Here is a 25024-nt window from a genome sequence, read left to right as displayed (position 1 = left end):
CTCTAACAAAGTCTTTTTGCTAATATGAGCGTTACTTTGTACTATGTGATTTAGACAACGTTGTTGGTTTAAACGTCACTTTAAGAGCACGCTATTATGCAAAATTATTCCCCTTATTATCTTCTTCTTTTTGTTTGTTTGGGGTTAATGTTTTTAAATGCGTTGAAAAAAGATAAGCAGCTGGTTCATTATTTATTTGTGATATTTTGTGGCTCGCTTTGTATGGTGGCAGCACAAAAGCTCAGTGCGCAAAGTGTTGGCGCGTATCAATATCTAATTGGGTTGTTTACTTGCGCAACATGTAATGTTTCATGGCTGATTGCAAGAACGTTATTTCGTGAGCACTCGCCAATTTCCCGCAGGCATGTGGCTTTTGCAGTAACCATTGCTGGCTTGATCATGTTTAATCAAACATGGCATTACTTAGTGAGCCTTGATCCTCAGCCTTTACCTACTAGCGATATAATGTGGCGCTTAAAGCAAGGGGTGAATGAGGTCACCATATTGCTTTCATCAAGTATCCTTGCGCTGTCTTTTTGGGAAGCGATAAGGGGCTACAGCGGTAAAACACAATCACAACAACTGCAATCAATACTCTTTGCTAGTGCATTCTTTTTAGCTGTGTTTAATGCCAGCATTCTGCCAAAGTTCATATTTAGTGCGGCTGAAATTGAGCTTTACAATCCCATAATTATTACTTCATCTGCGCTTTTAATTGTATTAGCGATGCAAGCAGTCATGGCCCTTCAAGCAAGAGTGAAAAATGACCAAGCGCTAAAGCAAGAAGATGATATTGGCACTATTAACAATGACACGAGTCATCTAAATGAAAGCGGCAATCAAGATGTAGAGCCTGAATTGATAGTTGGCATTACAAAGCTTATCAATGAGCAGCAGCTTTACTTACAAGCCAGCCTCAAAATTTCAGATTTTGCACAAGCGCTAATGGTGCCTGAGTACAAAGTTAGCCGAGCCATTCGCTATCACTATAAAGTAGCTAACTTTAATTTATTTATTAACCAATACCGCGTTAAGTATGCAAAAAAGTTATTGATATGCGATCAGGCCAAAGAGTGGAGTATTTTAAGCATAGCACTTGAGAGTGGCTTTTCTTCTCTTGCGACTTTTAACCGGGTGTTTAAAAGTATTGTGGGTGACATTCCTAATGAATATCGAAAACAAAACGGTGACTACTATAATGAAGGTATACGGGAGCTTGTTGATTAGCGAGTTATAGGTTTGTTTTTATAGTTAATCAAGAATATTAGATAGCTATAGTGAATGAGTAATTTAGTCAAACTTAGAGTATTATCTGCATTGTATTAACAATAACCGAGAACAGTGTGAACTACTTAGCTCATCTTTATTTGGCGCAGCCTACAGCAGATTCACACTTTGGCAACTTGCTTGGTGATTTTGGCGGTAATAGGCATGTAGAGCAATTGCCAATCACGGTAAAAAATGCACTAGAGAACCACTATTTAGTCGACAAATTTACAGATGCTCACCCTCTAGTAAAGGAAGCTAAACAATATTTTTCGTCTCAGCGTAAGCGCTTTGCGGCTGTAGCTATTGATGTAGTGTTCGATCATTTTTTAATTCAGCATTGTCAACGATTTAACGACCAACCTCTAAGTGACTTTAAGCAAGCCAGCTATCAGCTTTTGAATAACCGTCTTGCAGTTATGCCGCCAAGAATGCAAAGTGTTGTAAAACATATGACGCAGAATGATTGGTTTAAAGAATACGAAACCGTCGAAGGGGTCGGGGTTGCACTTGATAATATTGCCAAGCGCATTCGCTTTACTAATTCTTTTTCTGACGCTGCTGCGGATATAGCCCTTCATTACACTGAATTAGATGCCATATTCTTAGCGTTTTTCCCGGAATTGATTAAGTATGTAAATCAACGAGATATTGAAGGAGCTCACGATGCTAGTGTGGAAACTTTTAAATGTAGGTCAGGCTTTAGCTTAAAATGATGCGATATTGATAATTAGCTTTTGATGGAATAAATTCTGACCCAAAAAGGCCGCATCATAATAAAAACGGCTTGATTGATGGCTAATATCTGACTTAATCATCAGGCCCTTTCAGGGTGAAAACTAAATGCTTGCGCATATCTTTTAAAATAACGCCTTTTTTAAGCATTGCACCACTTAAACGTTTCTGCCACTTCAATAAATCAGGCTCTGCTGCTGTTAACGCCTGCTGATTCTCAAACTGAAAACACATTAGTAAAGAGCCCGGAAATAAGTGATATTCCACGTCAAACCAGCATTGCAGCATGCCAGAGAGTTCATTACGGCCTTGCTCTTCAATTGCATCAGCAACTTTAAGTACCAGTGCTTGTTGTTTTATTTGCACCGCAGAGAGTTTTTTCATCGTTTTAATCCAATTAGAGGCTAAAAATGTAGCCATAAAAACCGATTATAACCGAGCTTGTAGATGGGTAACAACTTTGGCAGTGACTTAAATTAAATATCAGATTAAATTGCATTTTAAATGTTTCTTGGTCACTTTACTTACTCTGCTGGTGGGATGAAATTGAGAGACCAGATCGTATGAAGCAGCATCCTGCTTTCATACTTGAGTTGTTCTACTAAACAATCACATTACTTATTAAAAAATCCCCCGCATACATTTACATGCTGGGGGATTTTGTGTTGTTAATTTAATTTGTGGCTAGGCGTCTTTTTTAAAAACGCGCTCTTACGCCAAGGCTAACTGAGCGGCCAGGAAGTGGTGCTTCGTCTTTTAAGTAAGATGAGTGCACGCGCGCTTCTTGATCGGTTAGATTGTCGGCTTTTAAATACAATGTCATGTCAACGTTACCTAAATCAAGGTAGTAGTTAGCAGCGGCTGATAGCATGGTATAGCCGTCGGTGGTGGTTTCGTTTGCGGCAATTTTATCTTGCTTACTGTTGCGAGTGACTTCTACTTCAGTGTGCCAATTACCGTATTCATAATGTATTGAAGAACCAACACGTAATGGTGGGATCCTTGGTACGTTACCGCCTTTATCTAGTTTAGCGCGGGTATAATCCGAAAACACATCCAGACGCCATTGTTCGTTTAAGTGCCAGTCAACTTGTGCTTCAAAACCATACAGCTGTGCATCTTGCTGGGCAAAGAGTACAACAGGTAAACCATCGGTTTCTTCCTCTGATCCTGCGCCGCTACTTTGTAGTTGTTGGTAATCTTGCGCCGTAATAAACTCACCATCATTGAGAACAAGGTTACTAACGTCTTCGTATATGTAGTCATTCACTTGGTTTTGGAACAGGCTTAAGCTTGCATTCCAGTTGTCAGTATTATAACGATAGGTTGCATCTATATTATTAGACACTTCTTTATTCATGCTTTGGCCGTTTTGCACCACCGAATAATTACCGTTATCGTTAGTAAGATTAAAACCACCACCTACTTCGTAAGTGCCAGAGCCAATGTGTGGGCCGTATGCAAAAATTTCAGATGAAGAGGGGGCGCGTTCTGAATATGCATAATTAAATGCTAATGAGTGCTTGTCGTTAATGCTCCAAACTACTCCTGCAGAGCCTGAAACCGCCGTGTAATCTTCATCTGCAAATGAGATACTATTATCGGTTGATAGCTCATCAAAAAATTGGTTATTCACTTTATGGGTTAGTTGCTCCACGCGTGTACCAAGCTGCCACAATAAAGCACCTGTTTGTTTTTCTTCCATTAAAAATGCGGCTAAACTATCGGTTTTTGTTGGTGGTGTGAATGCTTCTTCGCCAATCGCTTCAAAATCACTTTTGTTATAATGTAAGCCCATTATGCCGTGCCAACCATAAACCGCGCTGTGCTCTGCCCATAGTCTAGACTCGATACTTTCATTTTTAAAAGTAGTGCCTATTTCAGTCCCTTCAATTTCTGAGTGTTGGTAATCAGTATATGCATTTTGCCAATGCACCGATTTTATAAAACCGTCAAGATTATTCCAATCAACAACACCTTGATAGCGGTCTTTTTTTAACTTAATAAATACACCATCTTCACCCGGTAAACCATATTCTGAGTCCATTGAGCCATAGGCAAAAGCAACCCGAGTATCGTCAGTGATCCAGCCAGCTCCTAAGTTATAACCGTGTGCATCGATTGCTGAGTTTGAGAGTTTAGTACTGCCACCATGTTCATTAATATCAGCGGGAACAGGTATTTTATAGTCACCGGTATTACGGTTGTAAGCATCAATATGAACAGCAAAGTCGCCCGTTCCGGCATTTAAATCAGTAGATGTTGTTTTTGAATCTGCTACGTTATCGTACTGAGCAAATACTTCTCCAGTAATACCTTGTTGTCTTTCAATGGGAAGGCGGTTATCAACCACATTAACAACGCCGCCAATTGCACCACTACCATAAAGCAAAGTAGCAGGGCCGCGTAATAGTTCAATTTGTGTGGCCGTAGAGGTTTCGGTTGATACTTGGTGATCGGGGCCAACGCGTGATGCATCAGATGCGCCTAATCCGTTTTGTACAACTTTGATTCGAGGTCCATCTAATCCTCGGATAATTGGACTACTGGCAACGGGTCCAAAATAAGAGCTGTGTACACCCGGCACATTTTTTAAGGTTTCGCCAAGGGTTGCTGCTTGGTGCTGATCAAGCTCTTCGCCACTCAAAATAGATACAGGTGTACTTGATTCAAGTACGGTACGTTTAAGTGGTGAAGCTGTAATAACAATTTTTTCTAAATCGCTTTCATCTTTTTGTATTTGTTTCTCTGCTGCCATTGCGTGTGTACTGATAGCAGTTAATACCGCCAAAACTAATGGTGAATACTTAATTTTCATTGTTTAATCTCTAAAATTTGCACTAAAACTGGCTGCTTACCCAATGGTAAACAGTCTTTATAAAACGGTTTTTTAGCAGTGAACTTTAAAGAGTATTCGGTGGATCACGGTTACCTGAAAACGCAACGGTTGCGCTAAATTGCGGGGAGTGTAAAGCTAAAACAGCGCCGTAGCGGTTACTTTCAGGTTCAAATATGCTGGTGGTAGGGGATATTAAATCGTCAAAATCAAACGAACTTATGCAGAGTTGGCACTCTGTGCTGCTTTGTACTGCGTGAACAGTTGAGTGCCACTGTGAAAAAACACTGATCAGCAGTAAAAGCACCATTAAATATTTTAATAGTGTTTTATTGTGTCTGAATGAGTGTAAATTCATGTGTTTCATCAAGTGATAGTATAACGTTGTTTTTTTTGCAATGTCGAGAGCTGAATAAGTAAAATAATCTGTTTAATTATACAATTTTAGTTAATTTATTTAAAATCAGTAGTTTGCGTTTTTTTGATAAATGACACCTCTAAATCAGACATGAATCAGGGAATAGGCTGTGCTTTGTTAGTTTGCCATTTTTTATCAGTTCAACGCTTTTTAACTAAAAGCGATAATTTATAGGCTGTCGTTATGAGTGACAACGTCACTAGCGACATAGACTGAGCAGCCATATTTGATGATTTGATTGCTTGTTAAAGTAGCTTGATTTTTAGGTAATTGTAAAGCGCGAGGTTTGATAGTGTGAAAGGGTTAAATATGAGATTTTGGCATCTTATAGGGCTTTATTAAATGGTATTAAAAAGCCCTAAATTCAAATAATTAATAATTTCAGAGTAACTCTTAGCGACCATCTTCAAATGATGCAGTTGCAGACGCTTTGCTCCAACTTCCATTGGTATAAAGGATTGTTGCTTCCGCTTTATAAGGTTTAAAAGACCTTATTTCAAATGAGCAAGAAGTACCTGAGGTGCCACAAGATTGAGCTGCATTGGACCAAATTACACTATCGATAGCAGACCCATTGCCGATAACACGAAATACTGCTGTTGCCTTATTTTGACCATAGATGAGTGCCATACATCTATTTGGTGTGTATTGATCATATGCTTGAGTGTCTACATAGCATTCCATTGAACTTGCACTTGCTTGAACAGAAAATACGCTAGCGGCTAGTAAAGTTGCTATTGTTAATACCTTTTTCATTTTTTCGTCCTTATGTTTATTTTTCAGATACAACAACATATCAATTAATGCACAAAATAAACGCTTCATTAACATTTTTGTTCATTAATAATAATTCAATCAAGTATTGCAGCCATGGTTATTAAATTCGCGTTTTGATAAGGTTCTTCATTTTTGCCAATAATAGGTTTATCAAGATTGAAATTAGCTAATCCCAAGCGATATGTTTACGGAAAATTACTTTGCTTTTTGATAAGTGCTAGCCGGTAATATACACAGTAGAATAACTAAATAACAAACTATAAAGGCAAGGCTTAGCTGGTTAATCGCTAGGACGTGTTTATACTATTTAGAAAATTATTTACTCTAACAGCCCATTACACTTACTTTTATCAGTTTGAGCTTTGGTTAAGATGTTTACAGGGATCACAAGGCGAGTTGAGGTGTTAATATCGAGTTTATTGTCAGTAAATTTAACATGGTTAGCGTTGAAAATACCCGCTGGAGATAGATTTATTCCCGAAGAACAGGTTAATTAGGTGCAATAAACATATTTATTTAGCATCGTCACTTCATCGATCGCCAAGCAAATGTTGATGCTGCAATGACGATAGCAATTGCAATACCTAAGTAAAGCGTTTCTATAGTTCCGCCAAATTCCACAGCATGTTCTAAAAATAAAATCACTAATACAACTGAGGTAACTTGTACTAAAGTTATTTTTAAATCATGAAAATCTTCTATGTTAAATGCAGCTAAGAACTGGCTCTCATTAGGTTTTGTGGTCGAAATAAATAGACGATATAAACTAATAGCAATTACTTGTAGCGTGATGCCAATTAGCAGTAAGTCAAGAATTTTTAAAAGTTCCACTATTAATTCTTTGCCATCCTTTGCTGAATCAGGGAGGCTCATAATAGTGCTTTTTACTATATGAATAACGATGTTGATACATGAAACGTAAACAAGTAATGATGATATTGCTGCGGTGATGACGGCGATTATAACTAAAAACCGACTGTTTTGAAAAATACGTTCCATGCTACTCAACTTTTGATGATTGTATTATCTATACGAAGGATAGTTTAAATCAGTTTGTTTTTATAGGTATTTTCGCCTTTATAGGGAACAAACGAACATGGGGTGATATCATTGATTTGTTTAATTCAATGTGTAAAAGTGCTGCGGCTAAATGAAATAAGTAATTAGTTTAGAGTATTACCACTTGTAACAGGCGTGACATAGTCCACCCACTTCAGACTTCCCTCTTTAGAGGAGGAAGCCTGAAGTCATATCTTCTTATAAATTGGTTTATAAAGCCACTAAGCTTTGCTCTAACATTGCTTGAATTTGTTTGACTATTTTAGCTTCTGTTTCTGGTTCAAACTGCGCTATGCGCGGTGTATGGATATGCCCAGTAGGAATATCTGAATTGAATTGATCACGCAGGCGAATACTGCGGTACGAAATTTCGTTAGACAGGTAACCGCCACCGCCGCCTTTTACTGCAATCGCACCTTTTAGTTCAGCTAAAATTTTAGGCTCAAAGGCTTTTTCCAGTGTAACAACTTTGTGATTGTCATTTATCGGAAAGGGCCCTTTGGCTTGCTGCATTTGCGTAATGGGCAAACTAAACTGCACAAATTCGCTGCCAGGCAATGGACGATCGTTTAGGTTTGGAATAAGTGGCGCTTTTGCTGTGCCGCCATAGACAATATTTGCGTTGTCGGGGGCGGTTACGCTGCGTCGTTTACCTGGAAAGCGCTCAAGATCAAAGTCTTTACTACCCATGCTAACGGTAACTATCATATCTACGTTGTTCAGTGCGTAATAGGGGGCGAGTAATTCTTCAATAATACCTTGATCAAAGTCTTCATAGCGAACAGGCACCATTACAGTATTTATTTCAGCGCTGATGCCTTGATAAGTAATTACTTGGCCGTCGAGTAATAATGCGGCCACACCGGATGGATTACTTTGATTGATGTTACTATCCAACAAAAATGGGTCAAAGCCTGTTAGTAAAATCTTTTTGGTGGTGTTTTTAGAGTAGGCAAGGTCGGTGCGACCGCGACTGCCATTTTCTAGCATTGTTAACAATGTGCTTTGCTCGGCAGTTGTTAATGCAAATTCAGGTTTTGTTGTACGGATTATTTTACTTGAAAGTAGGCGAGCCCAGTAAAGTGCTCTGTCATCGTAGCTTTTAGTGACGGTAATGTGTTGTTTGGCGTTGAGCCAGAGTTGGGTTGAGTAATCATGTAGTAAGTCAGTTGCCTGTTTAAAGTTTCTTAGGCTTTTCCAGCTTTGTTCAAATAGCGCTATATCCTCAGAAAAGATATCTAAAACTTGTGGCATAGCGGTTGTGGCTTGCTTAATACGTAGCTCTTCAACTGTTGGGTTAGCACTAAAAACAGAGCCGGAAGAGAAGATTAAGCTCGCGGCTAAAAGTCGTTTGATCATGGTTTTCCTATATAAGCTGTTTTAATAGTTTGAATGCAAAGGCTACTATCTGATTTAGAGCGAGTAAGCGCAAATAAATACGTTGATTAGGGCTTTAACTCTCATCTTTAACTTTTAATCAGCCTCTAGAGCCTATTTTCATAAACTGCTATCCTTCACTTATTAAGTTGTAATTGAGTAAACAGCATGATTAATGATAACGATGTAATTGACACCCTCGCAGAGCTAGAGGCTTTTTTGTTATTGATTGATAACGGTGGATTGGGCTTAAAAAATGTAGCCGGTGTGGCACTGGCGACCAATAATACCAATGGTCGCCCGTTTGTAGCAGTACTTGATGATAACCACAAGTTGTTGTTAGGTCGCTGGGTAACACAAGATGTGTTTGAAAACGGTAAAGAGCTTGTTCGTAGTGGGCCTAAAAAGTTACATTAATCTTGCAAAGGCAATTGAAAATCAGCCGTAACCTTTTGTGGTAAAAGTTATTAATAGACTTACTCTTTAATGACAACAACACAATTTCGGCCTTGTTTTTTTGCTTTATAAAGAGCTTGATCGGCCAATGATATACTTTCTTTTATATTGTTAGCCGTTTGCGATACCTGATTGATACCAATACTGACAGTAAAGCGAACTTCTTGGTTATTTTCTGTTTTCACAATACACTTTTCAGCGGTACTGCGAATACGTTGTGCGATAATCTTGGCATTGTCAGCATCACAGTTCAGTAATAATATAAATTCTTCGCCACCAAATCGACATGCAATATCATCTACTTTTTGTTGCTTTGTTAAAATATTTGCAAACTCGATAATAACGCGATCGCCAATATCGTGGCCGTAAGTGTCATTTATGCCTTTAAAAAAGTCGAGATCGGCAATAACTATCGATAGCTCTTTTTTTGCAGTTTTGCTTTTTGCTAGCAATTGCGAACAGGCTTTGTCAAAGTAGCGGCGGTTATATAGTTTGGTTAAAGGGTCGGTATCTGCGAGGCGCTTTAATTCAGATTGTGCTGATTTTATTTTTTCTAATGTTCTGATCCGGTATGACAAAATAAATGCCATCATTAGCGCTTCAAGTACAATACCTATACCCACGCCATGACTATTAATTTGATTTGATTCGGTTATGCCTTTGTAATAAAGCACCGCCAACATATTAAAAATAATAAACATTACATGACCCAAAAAGAAGTACTTAGCGAGGGGGTCTCGCTTTCGCCATAAAGATATCGATACTCCTAAAGTCACAGTCATCATTAGTGCAGCTAAACTGCTCGCAGGTTTTAATGCGCTAACCAAGTCGAATAGACTATAAAAAAATTCGGCTACTAATATAGTTAAAATAATACACAGTGCAATATGCTCTTTGGGGTAGCGCTTTTTGGTTTCAAATATAAGCATCATAAATAGGATTAAAAAACTAGGCATGCTATACAAAGTCGAGTTAAATTGCAGAAGGTCGGCACTAAAAATCCCAAAAAAGTTAGCGCCTAAACCATAGGAAAGTGATACCCAAATGATGCCGGAAATTAAATAAAAGGCATAAACAATGTTTTCAATTTTTCTTGCCGATAAATATAAGAAAAAGTTATAAAGCATTAATGCCAGCATCATTCCCACAAGCAAAGCAATGTAGCTACTACTGCCAACTAATGCGCGTTTTGAGTACTCCTCATCGAAAAGAGCGAGGGCATACCACTGGTGAGAAAAAGTGACGCTTCTAACAAAAATTGTCTTATTTTCACCTGCTGCAAGATGAAATGAAAATATGGCACTACCGCCAAATATATTGGGATGTGGTCCTGGCTTATCTAATTGAATGTTGATTTGTTTTAATAGCTCTCCATTTTTTGTCTCATAAAAATCAACGTCTTGTAGGTGATACGCATCTGAGTTATGCAAAAATAGCCGCAGTTGTTGTGGGGACTCATTGTTAATGATTATTTTAGACCAGGTTATTTTTGCGTTTGGCCCTAAGGTTACTTCACTTTTACTTGGGGTGAATTGTTGCTGTTGTATTTGTTCGAAAGGCATTTCTAGACTTGTATCAATAAAGTAACCCATAGGAAATTGAGTTAAATTAACATTAGCGGTCTTGATATTAACATTAGGTGATTGAAGGCTCTCAGTCTTTGCGTATACACCGCATGAGATAAAAATAAGCAAAAAAAGGTATAAAACACGGTTTACCATACATAAAGTCCCTCTTATGAAAGACTTATTTTTAACTTTAATTGTTTGTTTGTCGAGCAATAAAATAAGCAGCTAGTATATATTTAAAGGGAAGGCTTTAGGCTCTTCAAATACATTGATTATTATTCGCTGGGTTTTAATCTTATTTTAATGTTCCAGTTAAGTCTTTTTTAGATACTTTCAATAACATGGCCTTATTAACTTTATAAAGGGCATAAATAAAAGTGAAAATGATTAAAGCAGCAGTTTTTGTAAAATGTGCATGTGTCATTGGTTTGTCTACATTGGCAGTTACTAGTGCGGTTGTGAGCGCAAAGAATGTTAGTGATAGTATTGTGGCCGAGCAACGTGAAGCACTTGATAAAAACACTCAGGGTAAAGGTTTTGGGCCACAATCACCTCGCGATATAGACCAAAATTATGGTACTAACTTACGTAGCTTTGGGATGGCGCCAAGCCGTAGTGAGCTTAATTTATGCAACATTCATTTTCATAAAAATGCGGAGCATAAAGGCGGGGAGTTTACCACTTATGCTGGCAATGGAGATGGCAAAGGTCATCATACAGGTTACCTTTCTGAGCGCAAATTATCAGCTGCTCAATTACAGCCTGTAAAAAGTAAAATTTGTGCGGCAAAAGGTGAGTCGTTAAAGGTGGGTGATACTCTAGAAGTACACTTTGTTTATTCATCAGCACAAGTTACACCTGGCCCGACATTGGGTGCTTGTTTAGCTCAAAGCACAATGAATCCAGCTCTTAGAGTTGAAGGACAAGTAATCGTGCTAGCCAATGACAAAGATGCTATTAATTTTGCACAGCTTGCAAATGTTGAGCAAGTTAATGGTTATTACCAAGCACCTAATATTCCTACTAATACCGGCATCCCTATTGAGTATTTAGGTTCAACAACGGGCCCTGCATATAATGAAAAAGCATCGCCATTACAAGTTAGTTGGAGTGTTAGACCACACGTTGCCGTAGTCGATATCAACAGCGTTGGTAAGTGGTGTGATGAGAATGTATTTAACGAAGATCATGCCCATGGGGTGCGTAATTTAGTGCAAAACCCTAAGTTGTTATCACCTATTTCTCAGTGATTTAATCCTGTATTTAAAGTGCGAGTAGTCAACTCGCACTATTTTAGATTCATCCTATAACCATTTCCGCGCAACGTTTGAATAGTTAAATTAGGCTCTGTTTCTATTTTTTTTCTTAATCGGCTGACATACACGTCAATAATATTAGTATTGGGTTCGCTGTAAGTTTGCCATACACGACTAAGTATCCGCTCACGAGACAGCACCTTGTCTTGATTTTCTACAAAGTACAGCAGTAACTCAAATTCAATTTTTGTCAGTGCTAATTCTTCACCATTTAGTAATGCAATACGTTGCTGAATGAGTAATGCTAATGAGCCAATATTAAGCGTTGTTTGGTCTTGCTGTTGCGGTGCCGTCATACGGCGTTTTAATGCTAATACACGGGCTAATAGTTCGTCAAAATCAAAAGGTTTGCATAGATAATCATCCGCTCCCATTTCCAATCCTTTGACGCGTTCAGGGACTTCGTCTAAGGCAGTTAGCATTAGCACCATAGGTGGGTTGGGAAGGGCTTTGACCGCTTCCAATATTGATAAACTATCTTGTGAACCAAATAATCTATCGAGTATCACTATTTGCGGTGAGTTTTTTTTAATAAACGGCAGGACTTCATGTAATTCATTGATGCTTGTACATTCATAGCCTTCACTGCGTAATCCCCGTGATAGAAAGTTTAACAGTGGTAGTTCGTCATCTGCGAGAAGAATATTCATCATTTGTGTCCTACCGGTAAAGAGATTGAAAATATAGATCCTTGCCCTTGGGTTGAGGTAACGCTAATACTGCCGTCATGAGCTTCGATAATGGCTTTTGCAATTGGCAACCCAAGCCCAAGCCCTTCACTGTGTTTACTAAAGCGCACAAAGCGCTCAAAAATATTATCGACTTCAGCTGCTGAGATCCCTTCGCCATAATCTTTTATAGCAATAGTGATCAATAAATCTGTTCTATGTAGGCTAATATCAATAGGTTGATCTGACTTTGAATATTTGATCGCGTTATCGCATAAAATAGCCAGTACTTGCTGGATCCGTCGTATATCTATGGTGACCAGTTGCTCATTTAGTTCTGTGCTGGCTTCGAAGGTTATAGCACGACTTGGATTGAGCTTTTGCCATTTAGCAACTTCTGATGCGATCAACGACATGATTTTGGTCGGTATAACTTCGAGATTTATTTGATTCATCTCTGCCCGTGTTAATAGTAATAAATCATCAACTAAGCGGCTTAGGCTTACAGCTTGCTCAAGTATTGATGTGAGGGTTTGGTTAAAGTCATCAACCGATACCGATTGCATTCTTAGTGTAACTTGCGCTTCACCTCTGATAATCGTCAGTGGTGTGCGCAGTTCATGTGATACATCAGCGATAAACTGGCGGCGCCGAGAGTCAGTTTTTGTGAGCAGCAGGTTGGCTTCAGTGAGCTCACTGGTGCGCTGTTTTACTTCAAGTTCTAATTGTTTTCTTGATTTTATTGCGTTTTTTTCGTGTTCTTGCAGGCGCAGTGCAAGCTGGTTTATCGATGTTGCAAGCTCTTCAAACTCATCATCTAGTTTTACTGAGATTGGCTTTTGATAGTGTCCTAACGCAATCGAGTTAGTTGCATTAGCGATTAATATCAGTGGTTGATAAAGTTGATTAAACAGCCAATAGCAGCCATATAATATTAGCGGAATTGAGAGTGCACCTAGGCCAATCGCAAACCATAAAATAGTGGTATTAAGCATCTCAATTTTTGCATTGATCGCCGCCACAACACGTGCCTGACGCGCTACTGCCGAGTTGATTGCCTCTCTAAATTGATCGTCTATGGTTACTTCAAGTAATCGTTTTAGCTGTGCTTGCTGATTTAAAGGCGCTTTGTTATCACTGCTTACTACGGCTCTAAATTCAACAGTTATTTCATTAATGAGCCTTACAAGTTCATCGGTGTCTTCAACGCTGCCTTTAGTGAAGGATAGGCCTAATGCATTGCGTTGCTCAATCTCCAGTTTTTTGATTTGGTTAATTGATTGCTGGATCAGGTTTTGTTTTTTTCGTACATAGGCTTGGTTGGCATTTTGACCAAAAATGATTTCATCGGTTAGCTGTTTAAAAAGTCGGTAAGAGATACTCGATAGCTTTTCATGCTCAACTAATAATGACTGAGCAATATTACTTTGTAGCAGGTTTTCGCGAGTTAAATGAGCGGAAATTGCGGTGCTCAGTAGTGCCAAAAATAAAATAAAAGCAGTTGTCAGGCCAAAATAAAAAAGTTTGCGCTTATACATAGTGGTTTACTGATTTGGGACGTTTGATAAGGGTACATGGAAGGTTTTTGCTACGCAATAGACTCGTAACTAAGTACCGAGTCTAAAGCTTACGTAGATGACGATAGCTGCTAAATAAAGCTAAATAAAAGCAGGTAAATAGAGGCTGTTACCTGCTTTTATTATATCGAAAATGAATCGCTATTTTTTTAGTTCTGCGGTTTCGTCTTGCGTTTGAAAGTCTTTAAACAGGTCTCCCTGCGGATCATCGGTATCAAAGACTGCATTGTTTTCTTCATATTCATCATCAATTTCATCGACCACCAACATTTGCTCGTGGGCAGTCGTTTCTTCTATTCGTGGATCCATGGTCGCAGCCAGAGGCGAGTTGGTAACGTCTGATGTGCCTACAACGTAATCACTCGGCTCCGGTTGTTCTACTTTTTGTTTCGAATTAATGTAAGTGAGTAATAAGTACATTATCACCGTTAATAATGCGATGGAGGCATAAAGGGCTTGGTGACCAAAATAGGTCATAACTTGTGCATTGGCAGTTGAACCAAGTGCTGCACCGGCTCCAAAAACAACTAATAACGCAGATGACACGCCAACGCGCTCTTCATCTTCAACGCGTGAATTAGCTAAGGCTGAGGATAATGGATATAAAGTAAAGGCGAACAACCCAAACATAAAAGTGAGTGCAAAGGCGAGTGTTTGCGTAATAGGTAGCAAAAATAAAGCCAAGCTAACTACACCAATCGCAACCGCATTGGTGCGGATCAACACGCTACGACGTATTTTATCCGACAATATCCCCATTGGCCATTGCGCGATCAGACCTGCAAAAATAGTGGCAGACATAAAAATGGCAATTTCTGACGAATTAAACCCAGATGACTTGGCAAATGTTGGTGCAAGGCCGTAAAAGCTGCCATTTATAATACCCGCAAAGTGAACAGCTGTAAGTGATTGCGGTACTTTTTTAAAGTAGTCAAACAGACTGACTTGAATTGGTTTTAATGGCTTGGGGTGAATCCTACGAGTGATTGAAATAGGAATAATGCCAATTGCCAGCGCCATGCACACTAAAAATAGTGGTGCATAGCCAAGCTCTGGGAATTCGGCTAATGCAAATTGACCTAAAATCATACCCAGATAAGAGGTGATCATATAAAACGAAAACACTCGCCCGCGAGACTCTGGTGCAGCTTGTTCGTTGAGCCAGCTTTCGAGCACCATGTAATTACACATCATACCAAGGCCTACAAATAGCCGCAGGGCTAACCATAAATAAATATTATCGCTAACGCCATGTGCTGCAACGCACGCTAAAACAGCGGCGGTACTGGCTGCAAAGGTTCTAATATGGCCGACCGATTTAATAAGGTGATAACCAAGCTTTGAGCCAAGCAACAAACCCATGTAATAACACGAGGTCATTAACCCAATCCAAAAGGTCGAGATGCCATTTTTCCCTAAATAGAGGGCTAAATAGGTGGTGAGTAAACCGGTGCCAATAATTAAAAATAGATTAGCAAAATATAGTGACGGAAATGATTTCATTTAAATGCAAATAATAAGCTTTGACCAATTGATACTAGAGTAACTAAATGTATTTTCCAAGTAGTAAATGGGTCGTAGGGTCGTTCTACTATTAACTATATTCTGATAAGTATTGAGTACTAAGCATTTATTACTTGGTTTTTTAGCGAATGTTACGGTGACGCTTGTAGTAAAATACACACGTTATGGTTGAGTGTGCAATAAAGTCACTCACCAATCTAATGGATACGCTATTATTATGATTTGTAACAGTTTATTGGTGGGGTGATAGTAAGCGTGAGGTGTTTATTGCTACACTGAATTACCTAATTTAGCGAAGTCTCAATAAAACTGATGAAAAAAATAGTTATCACTTTGTTTATTATGTTGGCACTGAGTGCTTGCAGTAAGCCAATACCCGCAAATAAGTTTGTTTATATAGGTTATTGGCAAGGTCCTGGTATGTATCTAGAAATACTCCCAGATGGAACTTTTGACTATCAACGAGATGGAACTTCTATTTCATCATCTGTTGATGATTTATTTGTTGTTGGTGGAGGTTATCAGCAACGTGGAAAAGTTACCCAAATATGGCACGGTATGACGTTACAAAAAATTGTTGGCAACGCGTTAACTCAGGAGAACGTGTACTAAGAAGTACGATGATATGTTATACATCCGCTTGCATCGAAACTGGTAAGATAGGAGGTGATATTTCATACGATCAAGGAAACACTTGCTAATCTAAAATATGAAGATGCCGGTTATTTTACATTAAGAGCGAATAATGATTGTTTTTTATTTGCAGGTTCTGAAGGCAAAGTAGCAGTTTTAACAATACCAGCAGAATAATGAGTAGGTTGATAGAAGGTGAGTGTTGCACATACTTTGTTGATTGGTTAGTTAATATCAATAATAACGATTTAGGAAAATACATTTTTTTTGGTTTACTTACTGTTATAAAAACAATCACACCTGACATGTGACCAGGGCAAGATCACGAACTTTATCTTGACTTAAAAGTATGATCTTATACTCCTTTTTAAGGTGCCCCCATGCCTGATATTCAACTATTCAACTATTCAACTATTCAACTATTTAACTATTTAAATATTTCGAATCAATTGACGACCCTCGCCAGCAGGGTAAAGTTGTCCATAAACTTTTTGATATCATATTCTTAGCTGTCAGCGCTGTCATATCTGGGTGCCAAGGCTGGGAAGATATTGAAGATTTTGGCCATGATAGATTAGATTGGCTCAGGAAGTACGTTCCTCTTGAGCAAGGTATCCCTCGCCATGACACAATCGCTCGTGTGATGAGTCGCATTGATATGACGCAGTTTCAAGATTCTTTTTCTTCTTGGATGAAAGACTGTTCTAAATTAACTCAGGGCGATGTAGTTGCGATTGATGGTAAGCGATTGAAAGGTTCATTTAATCAGTCAGATAGGCGCGATGTACTTTATATGGTCAGTGCATTTGCGTGCGAAAATGGTGTTGTTTTGGCGCAATGCCCTGTTGATAAAAAGTCGAATGAAATAACAGCGTTACCAGAGCTTCTTGAATTACTGGAGATAAAAGGCTGCTTAGTCACGATTGACGCGATGGGGTGTCAAAAATCAATTGCAGAGACAATAGTGGATAAACAAGCCGATTACCTACTTGCAGTAAAAGCGAACCATAAAGGACTGCTGTCACAAATAGAGAATGCTTTATTACCTGAGGTCACACGACAAGCGTCCGAAGGAGTTTTGTTTAATGAAGCCGATTATCATAAAAACAGAGAAGAATTTAGGTGTTGTGCTGTTAGTCATAACGTAAGTGATTTATCAGAAACGAGCAATTGGAAAGATGCCAAAACAGTGGGAGTTATTGTTTCTTATAGGAAAGAAAAAACAAAGTAAGCAATGAGTTATGCTATAGATACTACATCAGTTCAGCATATTTATCGGCGGAAGAACTCGCAAGATCCGCACGGCAACATTGGCAAATAGAGAATGGATTACATTGGCGTTTAGATGTCGGATTTAAAGAAGATGATTGCCGAATTAGGCGTGAAGGTGCAGCACCTGTATTTGCGGGGCTGAGACACATCGCATTTAATCAGCTAAAAGCAGAAACAAGCTTTAATAAAGGCATGCCCGCAAAACAGAAAAAAGCTATGCGCAGTACGGAATACCTTGAAAAGGTATTGAAATCATAGACTTTTTTCATGCTCTTGCCCTGGGCATGTGACCTGTAAAGATTAAGTATAACCGCCATTTTTTATTTTAAATATAATTGGTGAGGTACTTCTAAAATTCAATAGTAAGACGACTTAATTGCATCATGTTAGTTTTGAACTGGTATCGCGCATTTTTTCGATACCTCTTACTCTGCTAAATAATTTTTCTCGTATAACCTGTATCTGGAATATCTTTTTTGCCATAAATTTTAGCGCCAATTGATTATTATCAAAGTACTAAAATAAGAGGCTGCTTTCGCAATGAAATATTGCCTACATCTTATAAAGTATACTTTCGAGTGCTTTTTTATGTTCGGATTTATTATAAAGTCGACCACTTTAGTACATTACTTTTGATAAGAAGTAGGCACCTTATGACTCGCCTATCATTATAAATCTTGCCATAGTCTAAAGTTTTTTGCGAATTCAATTATACCATATCTTCATGCTGTTTGTTTTTCATATCACAAAGATTAACACGCCGTAGTCGAATGCATTTTTATTCTTTAATTTTTCTAATCGGTCATTTTAAAACGAAACGTCCTATCCATTCGGTTGAGTGAAAAGCCAACAGTCGAGTGCTGATATTTGTTCATTCATCATGTGTCATCTGAATAGATAAAACTATCTGTATATTAATATAAGTTACATAAATCTTGTGTAGTATTTTGTGTAATCTTATTTAGATTTGGGCTTGTTTTTAGATTTTTACAACGAATTAATTGTTGCAAAATGCACACTTATTTTTTGTTTTTTGTTACTTATGTATATGAGTTTTAAGTATATTGTTTTTTTGTTTACAATGCGGGTTGTTTTGTGTACCTTTTATCGGCATTGTGAGTTGGTGTGATTTTTAGTTGGTTTTGACTAGCAAGATTGGCCAGCATGTCTTTTAGAGTTATCAATCGATTAATAGTAAATAAGGATTATGGAAATTATGAAGAATGAAGATGTATTTAAGTCATATGAATCGCAAGCAAGAACATACTGTAGAAGCTTTCCAGCTTCTTACGATGTAGCTCAGGGGAGCTTTATTTATGACTCAGACGGCGTTGAGTATTTGGATATGTTGAGTGGGGCTGGGGCACTAAATTACGGACATAACCATACAGAAATTAAAAATACAGTAATTAATTATATGCAAAGAAATGGTGTTTTAATGAGCCTCGATTTGTATACAGAAGCAAAAAGAGATTTCATTGTTACATTCAACAAATGCATACTGGCACCTCGAAACTTATCATATAAAATTCAGTTTACTAGCCCTACAGGTACAAGTGTTGTTGAATCTGCGGTTAAACTAGCCAGAAAAGTGACAGGAAGACACAATGTTATTTGTTTTACAAATGGCTTTCATGGCATGTCAGGTACGTCTTTAAGCCTCACAGGTAATCGAAGTAAGCGCCAAGCTGTTTCTCCGGGTGGTGTAACAAGACTTCCGTACGATGGATATTTAGGTAAAGATTATGACTCTATCGCCTTTTATCGAAAGTTATTTATGGATAGTAGTTCCGGCGTGGATTTACCAGCGGCAATTATTTTAGAAACCGTTCAGGGGGAGGGCGGAGTGAATGTTGCCAGTATTGAATGGTTACAAGGTATTAGACAGCTAGCAAATGACTTTGGCATCAAACTCATTATTGATGATATTCAAGCTGGAGTAGGTCGAACAGGCACGTTTTTTAGCTTTGAACACGCAAATATTCAACCTGATTTAGTCTGCTTATCCAAATCTATCGGAGGAATTGGTTTTCCAATGGCTATTTTGTTGATTAAGCCAGAAATTGATGTTTGGTCACCGGGAGAAGATAACGGCACTTTTCGAGGCAACAACTTGGCATTTATTGCGTCTACAAAGATGCTTGAACTCTTTTGGCACGATAAAAAATTTGAGCAAGAGTTGTGTGATAAAGAAACAATTGTTCGCAGTGCGTTCGATAAAGTTCTAGTTAGCTGTGACGATTACATTAAAGAGTCTAGAGGGCGAGGGCTTTTTCAAGGGCTTGAGTTTTATGATGAAGTCATTTCGGTAGCTGTAGCGAGAAAGTGCTTTGAAAACAAAATAATCATCGAAACATGTGGTGAGCGAGATCAAGTTCTTAAGTTTATGCCAGCGCTAAATATCCCCTTTCACTTGTTAGAAGAATCGATGGAAAGAATTTGTAAAATCATCGTATCGGTTTGCAATGATTTCAAGTTATGTTCCGCTGACCATGCATTAATACCGGAGGAAGCATAAAATGGAACTTGATGTACTCGATGGGATTAGCGAAGAAGAGTTTGCATCTCAGTATATTAAGAAAAACCGCCCTGCGGTCATAAAGAATATTGATTTTGATTCAGCTAAGTGGGAGCCCAACTTCCTCAAAGGGCTCATTGGAGATTTACCTACTCAGGAATATGATTCACTGTTCGACTTACAGAATTTGTCAACGCTTAGCCACTATATCGACACGTACTTTGGTAAAAAAGGTCCTTTTGAAGCAAACGTCCCCTATGTTCGTTGGTATAACCAGTTGAAGGATGTTGATTACGCTTGGGGCGATAAGGCATTTTCGAGAGTTAGTCCATTTTGGAAAAAGCCAAATTTCTTAAGTGGTAAAAATTTACTAATTCCGGTTGCAAGTGAAGGTGATTACCCTGATCCGACCACTGATCAATTTCCATATCGTGGAATTCTAGTTGCTGCCCGCGGCGCGAGAACGCGACTACATACAGATCCATTTTGTAGCGATGCCGTTGTAAGCCAATTTTACGGTGTGAAAAGTGTCGCTATGTATCATCCAGATCGAGCTAAGGAGCTAAGTTTAATCAACAAGGCAGATAATTCGTTCGGAGGTTATGTAGATGTTCGTGGTGATAATTTAGATGAATTAAGTCATGAACCTGACTTCCATGGGACTCTTGGTCCGGGGGAGCTGCTTTATGTTCCACATGGATGGCTTCATGATGTCATCGTACTTGAAGACTCTGTGTCAATTACATGGAATTTCATTCATGAAAAGGGAGCGCTTGAATATATCGACTATTTAATGGATGACCCTAGTAATGATAGTGAATTTGAAGTTCTGAAGTACTTTTATATGAAAGGTGGAGACACGTTTGAAGATGCATCAGAGATCATCAGAAAATATAACAAGTATTTTAGTCAGATAGAACTGGCATGCGAGTAATAACAAGGCAGAAGTATAGGATTATTATATGTCTATTATGACGTTTCCCAGTTTTGATTCTTCAGAGTTCAGAAGTAAGTGCCTCAGTGCTAATACTGCATTATTTCAAGGTGGTGCAAAAAACTGGCCTGCGATTGAAAAATGGGACCTAAATTATTTTGAAAAAATTTGCCCTGATATACCTGTAGTAACAAAGGTTTTTAGTGAGTCAAAAATCGATGTGAAAAGTGTTTTGATGGGAGAGTACGTTAAAATAATTAAAGATTTCAAAGAGAAAGAAGGTGAAGATACCGATAAAGTTGCGCCATATTGTCATGATGTGCCAATATTTTTATTGGCAAAAGAGCTGCTAGAAGATATTGGTAACTTTCCAAAAGACGTAATGCCTGACTGGTATGCTCAAGATTGGTCTCGTTTTGCACAGTTTTTCATTTCCGCGAAAAATAGTGTTACGCCGTTGCATTTTGATACGTTGCTAACTCATAACTTATTTTTTCAGATAAAAGGAAAAAAAGTATTTACTATTATTCGACCAGAGGATGGAAAGTATTGCTATAGGAAAAAATGGAGATGGTTTGAAGTAGATCCAGAAAATCCAGACTATGAGAAGTTTCCTGACTTCAAAAATGTAAAAGTAGAGCAGGTGGAAGTTAATAGTGGTGATATCTTTTATATGCCCCCAGGAACAATACACCATGTTCGAAGCTTGGAAGATAGTATATCGTTCAATGTCGACTTTCATACGTTAGGTAGTGTTTTGAGAGCATTTTCTTCGGTTTTTAAAGGGATGCCAAAAGAAAATCATTACTATAATTATCAATCTTTTAAGGCGTTATTGTTAAAACCTAAAAATGATAGGTTGTTTAATAAGTATAAGCCTTATCTTAACTATATTTCATAATTTAAAGCTTCTTCATTTTAATTTTTGTTAAGAGGCCTAGTTTGTTGTTTTAATTTTAGTTTTAGCATTCATGTGTAAGGAAATATAATGAAATTAGCTTGTTTGTCAGGTATGAAAACTAGTGTTCATAAATTTGGTGGGTCTAGTTTAAAGGAGCCTGGATCATTTGTCCGTGTTGCTAATATAGTGATAGATAATGTTCGTTCTTATAAAAATAATCTAATAATTGTTTCTGCGGCCGGTAAAAGTACAAATCATCTCATTGAAATCGCAAATAAATCTCCCACAGCCCCATCGTCTGCAGGTATTACTTTAGAAAGTTTATTTAATTATCAAGAGTCATTAATAAATGCGGTTAGCAATAAAGTAAGAAAAGAAGAACTTCAAGTATCTCTGCTTGAAGATGTTAATAAGTTAAAGCATATGATTGAAAGTAGTTGTGATAATGCTTTTGAAATAGCTGATTGGGTGTGCTTTGGGGAGGTGTGGTCGGCACGCTTGCTGGCTGCCGTTTTGAACGATCTCAAAGTTCCGGCTCAGTTTGTAGACGCCAGAGACTTTCTTAGCTTGAACCATAATCAAGTTGATTTTGAACTTAGTATCAATAAATTACGAGATCTTAATCTGGGTAATGAAGTTATAAAAGTTGTCACAGGTTATATTGCTGCGGACGAAAATGGGAAAACGGCGACATTAGGTAGAAATGGAAGTGACTACTCGGCTAGTGTTTGTGCCCGTCTAACTTCAGCCTCCAAACTTGTATTTTGGAGTGATGTCTCTGGTGTATATAGCGCAGATCCGAACGTAATTAGTAGCGCATTCCCCCACTCTGTAATTAGCTGGGAAACAGCAAATCAACTTGCTCATTCAGGCAGTTCTGTGCTTCATCAACGAACATTGGAAGCTATTTATAATATGGACTGTGAGGTTCAGCTTAAAAATAGTATGAGTCCTAATTGCTTAGGGACAAAAATTGTTGCGCAGACCGAAAAGTATACGCCTCTAGTCTCTAGAATAAATAATTTAGGCCTACTCCCCAGTCGGCTATGTTCTGAAATTGATAGTGCTCATATTATCAATGAATTTGAGATCCTTGATGAGAAATACTTTCTAGTCAAATCTGAGTGTATTTCAAAATATGATGAATGTAAGAGTGTAAATCTTTTATTTATTCATGGTGTTAATGAAGAGATTGATAATTTGCTTCTTAATGAAGGTATATCTCCTTATTATATTTGGAAAGTAAAAAATGAAAGCCACTTTGTGATAAGCACCTCTCGTATTGAAGATGAGCAATATCAGTCTTTACATGAGTTTGTGTGTTTAGGGGGACAAAAAGCTGAATATTTATGCACATCGTAAGCTTTCTTTGTCGAAGTGGAAGCGGTTTAATACATTGCGCTTTACTTTTTTTCTAGTTTTAAATTATTTCGTGAGTTTTTATGCTTTTTAAACTTATTTCTGAATATAAAGGTTCTATACTTTTTTCTTCTTTCCTTAGTATGTTAAGTGCTTTGTCTGGCATAGCATTAATAGCGCATATTAATGATTACCTTTCTACTATAAATAATGGTGTTGAAAACTTTAAAGAAGGTCTTTCTTTTATGGTTTTCGGTGTTATTGCATTAGTATTTTTTGGTGTTTTATCTCAGTTTATATTAACAAAATTAAGCGCATCTATTGTTGAGAGACTTCGGGATATAATGGCAAAGCGAGTACTTGCCACCAGCTATGCTAATTTGGAGAAAATAGGGGGGCATAGAGTTTATGCAACAATTACAGGTGACGTTAGAACAATTTCTGATTCACTTTCTATACTCCCTTTGTTTGCGTATAACTTTACAGCTGTCGCCTTGTGTCTTGTCTACATGGGATATTCTTCATGGGAATTGTTTCTTGTTGTTTTTTTCATATTAACGTTTGCTGTACTAGTAGCAAAAATAATATTGAATAAAGGAATAAAGAGTTTTGAAGAGTTAAGGGAATGTGATGATGAACTCTTTTCTAACTTTAAAGCTTTGGTTGAAGGTGGTAAAGAATTAAATATTAATACCAATAGAAAGCGGTTTTTTTATCACAAGATATTGCTTCCAATAGCAGAAAAAATAAAGTTTGCAGATGTAAAAGCGAAAATGTTTTTTGTCTATATCACAAATTGGGCAAATGCAACTTTATTTATTTCAATGGGAGCGGTTGTTTTTGTCAGTCAGTATTTCTTCCCACACGTTACCGTTGAAATGATGGTTAGATTCGTCTTGATCATGATTTATTTAATGGGCCCTTTAAGCTTCTTGGTTGATAGCTTTGAAGAGATTAGTAATGGCATTGTAGCAAATAGGAAGATAGCGAGCCTTAACCTTTCAGAAGACATGGCTGAATTTGATGCAGAAAAAAGAGTCAAAGTGAATGACAATTGGTCTGAATTAACGCTTAAAAATATTACTTTTAAATATAAAAAAAGTGAGTCTTCTGGATTTGAATTTGAAGTTGGCCCCATAAACGCAAGCTTTAAAAGAGGTGAGGTTACATTTATAACGGGGGGAAATGGCAGTGGTAAATCTACCTTTGCTAAGCTGCTAACTGGTTTATATATTCCCGATAATGGAGAAATTACTATTGATGATTCTGTCATAGATTATGTCGATGGTGGTGAGTCATATCGTAAGAACTTTAGCACTATATTTTCTGACTTTTATGTCTTTAAGCAAGCCTTAAACCGTGATGGTGAGCTTGCAAGAGATGAAGAGGTACAATATTACTTAAAGCGTCTTAATTTGGAGGATAAAGTATCAGTTAAAGATGGATGCCTATCGACAACAGACTTATCTCACGGCCAGAAAAAGCGCTTAGCATTAGTTTTATCTTACATAGAAGATTCTCCAATATGTTTATTTGATGAATGGGCAGCCGATCAAGACCCCTATTTTAGACAGTTTTTCTATCAAGAGCTTTTGCCTGAACTAAAGCGTAAAGGAAAGTCCGTAATCGTAATTAGTCACGATGATAGGTATTTTTCATTAGCAGATAAACTCTACAAGTTTGAATCCGGTAAAGCAAAGTTGATTCATGTAAAAAACGAATCAACTGAATGCTTCGAAGAGGCTGTCGTTTAGGTAACGATTAGTATTTAGTTTTATCTATTTTTATCAAGGATAAGCTTGGTATTACTGAGCTTAGAATTTTGAATTA

The 25024-nt window shown here is 37.8% G+C and carries 22 protein-coding genes; 12 read left to right on the top strand and 10 right to left on the bottom strand.

Annotated elements, in window-relative coordinates; genetic code table 11:
* Window positions 1-96 precede the first annotated feature (96 nt).
* Together PVK79_RS18925 and PVK79_RS18920 are read left to right on the top strand one after the other, a co-directional pair.
* Window positions 97-1227, top strand: coding sequence for a helix-turn-helix domain-containing protein (locus PVK79_RS18925; RefSeq protein WP_257323987.1), 1131 nt, complete (start codon window positions 97-99; stop codon window positions 1225-1227).
* A gap of 116 nt (window positions 1228-1343) precedes the next feature.
* Entirely contained in the window at window positions 1344-1982 is a 639-nt protein-coding gene (locus PVK79_RS18920; protein WP_257323986.1) for an acyl carrier protein phosphodiesterase, read from the top strand.
* A gap of 94 nt (window positions 1983-2076) precedes the next feature.
* Here the strand turns inward: PVK79_RS18920 and PVK79_RS18915 are convergent, their stop codons facing one another.
* From PVK79_RS18915 to PVK79_RS18890, 6 genes are all read right to left on the bottom strand, one after another.
* The gene (locus tag PVK79_RS18915; RefSeq protein WP_145241827.1) at window positions 2077-2385 is read right to left on the bottom strand and encodes a hypothetical protein; all 309 of its coding nucleotides are present in this window, start codon (window positions 2383-2385) and stop codon (window positions 2077-2079) included.
* A gap of 313 nt (window positions 2386-2698) precedes the next feature.
* Complete coding sequence (locus PVK79_RS18910; RefSeq protein WP_257323985.1) at window positions 2699-4819, bottom strand: TonB-dependent receptor; 2121 nt, start codon at window positions 4817-4819, stop codon at window positions 2699-2701.
* A gap of 85 nt (window positions 4820-4904) precedes the next feature.
* Window positions 4905-5195 (bottom strand): hypothetical protein, encoded by a 291-nt coding sequence (locus PVK79_RS18905; RefSeq protein WP_145241823.1) that lies wholly within the window; start codon window positions 5193-5195, stop codon window positions 4905-4907.
* Window positions 5196-5648: 453 nt separating this feature from the next.
* Window positions 5649-6086, bottom strand: coding sequence for a hypothetical protein (locus PVK79_RS18900; RefSeq protein ID WP_257323984.1), 438 nt, complete (start codon window positions 6084-6086; stop codon window positions 5649-5651).
* Between the two features lie 471 nt (window positions 6087-6557).
* Window positions 6558-7031 (bottom strand): YqhA family protein, encoded by a 474-nt coding sequence (locus tag PVK79_RS18895; RefSeq protein ID WP_145241820.1) that lies wholly within the window; start codon window positions 7029-7031, stop codon window positions 6558-6560.
* Between the two features lie 270 nt (window positions 7032-7301).
* Window positions 7302-8450 (bottom strand): hypothetical protein, encoded by a 1149-nt coding sequence (locus tag PVK79_RS18890; protein ID WP_257323983.1) that lies wholly within the window; start codon window positions 8448-8450, stop codon window positions 7302-7304.
* A gap of 186 nt (window positions 8451-8636) precedes the next feature.
* Here PVK79_RS18890 and PVK79_RS18885 point away from each other — a divergent pair, with 186 nt between their 5' ends.
* On the top strand, window positions 8637-8885 hold the full coding sequence (locus PVK79_RS18885) for a hypothetical protein (RefSeq protein ID WP_145241816.1): 249 nt from the start codon (window positions 8637-8639) through the stop codon (window positions 8883-8885).
* Window positions 8886-8944: 59 nt separating this feature from the next.
* Here PVK79_RS18885 and PVK79_RS18880 read toward each other — a convergent pair whose 3' ends face one another.
* Window positions 8945-10645 (bottom strand): sensor domain-containing diguanylate cyclase, encoded by a 1701-nt coding sequence (locus tag PVK79_RS18880; RefSeq protein ID WP_257323982.1) that lies wholly within the window; start codon window positions 10643-10645, stop codon window positions 8945-8947.
* Between the two features lie 230 nt (window positions 10646-10875).
* On the opposite strand from PVK79_RS18880, the gene PVK79_RS18875 reads away from it, so the two are divergent.
* On the top strand, window positions 10876-11742 hold the full coding sequence (locus PVK79_RS18875) for a delta-class carbonic anhydrase (protein ID WP_182759528.1): 867 nt from the start codon (window positions 10876-10878) through the stop codon (window positions 11740-11742).
* A 38-nt stretch (window positions 11743-11780) separates the two neighbouring features.
* Here PVK79_RS18875 and PVK79_RS18870 read toward each other — a convergent pair whose 3' ends face one another.
* From PVK79_RS18870 to PVK79_RS18860, 3 genes are all read right to left on the bottom strand, one after another.
* Window positions 11781-12458 (bottom strand): response regulator transcription factor, encoded by a 678-nt coding sequence (locus tag PVK79_RS18870; RefSeq protein ID WP_145241907.1) that lies wholly within the window; start codon window positions 12456-12458, stop codon window positions 11781-11783.
* The gene (locus tag PVK79_RS18865; protein ID WP_257323981.1) at window positions 12458-14014 is read right to left on the bottom strand and encodes a HAMP domain-containing sensor histidine kinase; all 1557 of its coding nucleotides are present in this window, start codon (window positions 14012-14014) and stop codon (window positions 12458-12460) included. Before PVK79_RS18865 ends, PVK79_RS18870 begins: the two co-directional genes overlap by 1 nt.
* A gap of 180 nt (window positions 14015-14194) precedes the next feature.
* Window positions 14195-15556, bottom strand: coding sequence for an MFS transporter (locus PVK79_RS18860; RefSeq protein ID WP_182731126.1), 1362 nt, complete (start codon window positions 15554-15556; stop codon window positions 14195-14197).
* A gap of 333 nt (window positions 15557-15889) precedes the next feature.
* On the opposite strand from PVK79_RS18860, the gene PVK79_RS18855 reads away from it, so the two are divergent.
* The 8 genes from PVK79_RS18855 to PVK79_RS18825 all read left to right on the top strand — a co-directional run bounded on the left by PVK79_RS18855 (window position 15890) and on the right by PVK79_RS18825 (window position 24948).
* Window positions 15890-16189: a membrane lipoprotein lipid attachment site-containing protein gene (locus PVK79_RS18855; protein ID WP_257323980.1), complete on the top strand. Its 300-nt coding sequence runs from the start codon at window positions 15890-15892 to the stop codon at window positions 16187-16189.
* Window positions 16190-16658: 469 nt separating this feature from the next.
* Complete coding sequence (locus tag PVK79_RS18850; protein WP_257326395.1) at window positions 16659-17441, top strand: ISAs1 family transposase; 783 nt, start codon at window positions 16659-16661, stop codon at window positions 17439-17441.
* Window positions 17442-17467: 26 nt separating this feature from the next.
* Window positions 17468-17740, top strand: a complete 273-nt coding sequence (locus PVK79_RS23605) for an ISAs1 family transposase (protein ID WP_425607897.1) — start codon at window positions 17468-17470, stop codon at window positions 17738-17740.
* Between the two features lie 958 nt (window positions 17741-18698).
* A complete protein-coding gene (gene ectB, locus PVK79_RS18845) occupies window positions 18699-20000 on the top strand; it encodes a diaminobutyrate--2-oxoglutarate transaminase (protein WP_257323979.1) in 1302 nt (433 codons plus the stop codon).
* Window position 20001: 1 nt separating this feature from the next.
* The gene (locus tag PVK79_RS18840) at window positions 20002-20934 is read left to right on the top strand and encodes a cupin-like domain-containing protein (RefSeq protein WP_257323978.1); all 933 of its coding nucleotides are present in this window, start codon (window positions 20002-20004) and stop codon (window positions 20932-20934) included.
* Between the two features lie 28 nt (window positions 20935-20962).
* Window positions 20963-21835, top strand: coding sequence for a cupin-like domain-containing protein (locus PVK79_RS18835; protein ID WP_257323977.1), 873 nt, complete (start codon window positions 20963-20965; stop codon window positions 21833-21835).
* Between the two features lie 87 nt (window positions 21836-21922).
* On the top strand, window positions 21923-23197 hold the full coding sequence (locus PVK79_RS18830; protein WP_257323976.1) for an amino acid kinase family protein: 1275 nt from the start codon (window positions 21923-21925) through the stop codon (window positions 23195-23197).
* Between the two features lie 80 nt (window positions 23198-23277).
* Window positions 23278-24948, top strand: coding sequence for a cyclic peptide export ABC transporter (locus tag PVK79_RS18825; protein WP_257323975.1), 1671 nt, complete (start codon window positions 23278-23280; stop codon window positions 24946-24948).
* Window positions 24949-25024: the final 76 nt, after the last annotated feature.

It is taken from the genome of Pseudoalteromonas rhizosphaerae (assembly GCF_028885455.1).
Taxonomy (GTDB): Bacteria; Pseudomonadota; Gammaproteobacteria; order Enterobacterales; family Alteromonadaceae; genus Pseudoalteromonas; species Pseudoalteromonas rhizosphaerae.
This window is presented reverse-complemented; position numbering and strand designations above follow the sequence as displayed.

What these genes read in the sequence shown, in the direction of transcription:
- PVK79_RS18925 (WP_257323987.1), top strand. Translation starts at nt 97, where the DNA reads ATGCAAAATTATTCCCCTTATTATCTTCTTCTTTTTGTTTGTTTGGGG.
- PVK79_RS18915 (WP_145241827.1), bottom strand. Translation starts at nt 2,385, where the DNA reads ATGAAAAAACTCTCTGCGGTGCAAATAAAACAACAAGCACTGGTACTT.
- PVK79_RS18910 (WP_257323985.1), bottom strand. Translation starts at nt 4,819, where the DNA reads ATGAAAATTAAGTATTCACCATTAGTTTTGGCGGTATTAACTGCTATC.
- PVK79_RS18905 (WP_145241823.1), bottom strand. Translation starts at nt 5,195, where the DNA reads ATGAATTTACACTCATTCAGACACAATAAAACACTATTAAAATATTTA.
- PVK79_RS18900 (WP_257323984.1), bottom strand. Translation starts at nt 6,086, where the DNA reads ATGTTAATGAAGCGTTTATTTTGTGCATTAATTGATATGTTGTTGTAT.
- PVK79_RS18895 (WP_145241820.1), bottom strand. Translation starts at nt 7,031, where the DNA reads ATGGAACGTATTTTTCAAAACAGTCGGTTTTTAGTTATAATCGCCGTC.
- PVK79_RS18890 (WP_257323983.1), bottom strand. Translation starts at nt 8,450, where the DNA reads ATGATCAAACGACTTTTAGCCGCGAGCTTAATCTTCTCTTCCGGCTCT.
- PVK79_RS18885 (WP_145241816.1), top strand. Translation starts at nt 8,637, where the DNA reads ATGATTAATGATAACGATGTAATTGACACCCTCGCAGAGCTAGAGGCT.
- PVK79_RS18880 (WP_257323982.1), bottom strand. Translation starts at nt 10,645, where the DNA reads ATGGTAAACCGTGTTTTATACCTTTTTTTGCTTATTTTTATCTCATGC.
- PVK79_RS18875 (WP_182759528.1), top strand. Translation starts at nt 10,876, where the DNA reads ATGATTAAAGCAGCAGTTTTTGTAAAATGTGCATGTGTCATTGGTTTG.
- PVK79_RS18870 (WP_145241907.1), bottom strand. Translation starts at nt 12,458, where the DNA reads ATGAATATTCTTCTCGCAGATGACGAACTACCACTGTTAAACTTTCTA.
- PVK79_RS18865 (WP_257323981.1), bottom strand. Translation starts at nt 14,014, where the DNA reads ATGTATAAGCGCAAACTTTTTTATTTTGGCCTGACAACTGCTTTTATT.
- PVK79_RS18860 (WP_182731126.1), bottom strand. Translation starts at nt 15,556, where the DNA reads ATGAAATCATTTCCGTCACTATATTTTGCTAATCTATTTTTAATTATT.
- PVK79_RS18855 (WP_257323980.1), top strand. Translation starts at nt 15,890, where the DNA reads ATGAAAAAAATAGTTATCACTTTGTTTATTATGTTGGCACTGAGTGCT.
- ectB (WP_257323979.1), top strand. Translation starts at nt 18,699, where the DNA reads ATGAAGAATGAAGATGTATTTAAGTCATATGAATCGCAAGCAAGAACA.
- PVK79_RS18840 (WP_257323978.1), top strand. Translation starts at nt 20,002, where the DNA reads ATGGAACTTGATGTACTCGATGGGATTAGCGAAGAAGAGTTTGCATCT.
- PVK79_RS18835 (WP_257323977.1), top strand. Translation starts at nt 20,963, where the DNA reads ATGTCTATTATGACGTTTCCCAGTTTTGATTCTTCAGAGTTCAGAAGT.
- PVK79_RS18830 (WP_257323976.1), top strand. Translation starts at nt 21,923, where the DNA reads ATGAAATTAGCTTGTTTGTCAGGTATGAAAACTAGTGTTCATAAATTT.
- PVK79_RS18825 (WP_257323975.1), top strand. Translation starts at nt 23,278, where the DNA reads ATGCTTTTTAAACTTATTTCTGAATATAAAGGTTCTATACTTTTTTCT.